Annotated in this window: 2 protein-coding genes; one reads left to right on the top strand and one right to left on the bottom strand. The window is 64.2% G+C overall.

Annotated features, from left to right (window positions below):
• On the bottom strand, positions 1-137 hold a 137-nt coding region (locus tag GI374_RS18735), incomplete at its 3' end, for a helix-turn-helix domain-containing protein (RefSeq protein ID WP_154338498.1).
• 101 nt (positions 138-238) lie between these two features.
• Between GI374_RS18735 and GI374_RS18730 the strand changes: the two genes are divergently transcribed.
• Complete coding sequence (locus tag GI374_RS18730) at positions 239-703, top strand: hypothetical protein (protein ID WP_154338497.1); 465 nt, start codon at positions 239-241, stop codon at positions 701-703.
• The last annotated feature ends 335 nt before the right edge of the window (positions 704-1038 follow it).

The raw sequence follows: 1038 nt of genomic DNA, 5'->3' as shown, positions 1-1038 counted from the left end.
GAGAACCTCGGCTCGACCGTGCCCGCCTTCAGATACTTCCTGATCGTGTTGCGCGACAGCCCGGTCCGACGCGCGATCTCGCGGATCGGCAGCTTCTCTCGCAAGGCCATGCGGCGGATGACGTTCAAAAGTCCCATGTGGATCACTCCGATGCCCCCCGTCGCTCATCGCGCTCGGGGGAAGGGTCACATGGGCCAAATCTCAGTGGAAATCAGGCGCCAACCCGGGTCAGTTCCAGGTGGAAATCGACACCCTCCCGGATCGCCGCGGCTGGTTCCATGGCTACACGACGGCCCACCAGATCGGATGCGAAGCCCTGGAGCGCCTGGGAGTTGCCAGGGAAGTAGATTGGGGCGCCGTCCCGCTGGGGAAGCCCCGCCCGCCGCGGGCTCTCCGGTGGGATGACGCCTCCGTTGCCGTGCTATGGCTCGCAGAGCAGAACGGCGGCATTCGTTTCCATCCGAACCGCCGCCCGAACATCCTGCCGGCAGACGGTGCCGGCGCGTCTCATGCACGAGATGATGTCAGGGAAATGCTGCTGATGATGGGGATCGTTGACGGGCACCGCTGGTCGACCGACGCCGAAACGGTGATGTGGCGGGCGGCGCCGTGGAATGGCGGCGCCTCGTTCGAGCAGGATCCGCGTTTCATCGCTGCCGCCGAGAATGCAATCGCGGAACTGCCGTCAGCTGTCGAGGATTAGATTGTTCGGAGTCGAGCGCAATTCGCCGACCATGCCGGCGCCGACGTCTTGTTTCGGAACGAGACGGACTGGCTCGTTTTTCGCGGCTGGCGGCTGAGTGACGGTTGGCTTACGGAACGAGGGCGGGCGGCCGCGCTCGAGATCTTCCACGACCCGGTCGGGATGACCGTTTCGGCAAAGATCGTCCGCGCTCTCGGACTCGGCTGACGGTCACGTCCGTCAACGTGGTGTAAATCGTGAGATGGCCTGAGATCATGATCAGGCGGCCTTGGCCGTGATGCTGAGGATGGGGTCGATCTCCTCCTTGTCGATCTGGGCGAAGGCCTCGACCATCA

This window comes from Paracoccus sp. S-4012, assembly GCF_009674885.1.
Classification (GTDB): Bacteria; Pseudomonadota; Alphaproteobacteria; order Rhodobacterales; family Rhodobacteraceae; genus Paracoccus.
Note: the sequence above shows the minus strand (reverse complement) of the source record. Positions and strands in the feature narration are given on the sequence as shown.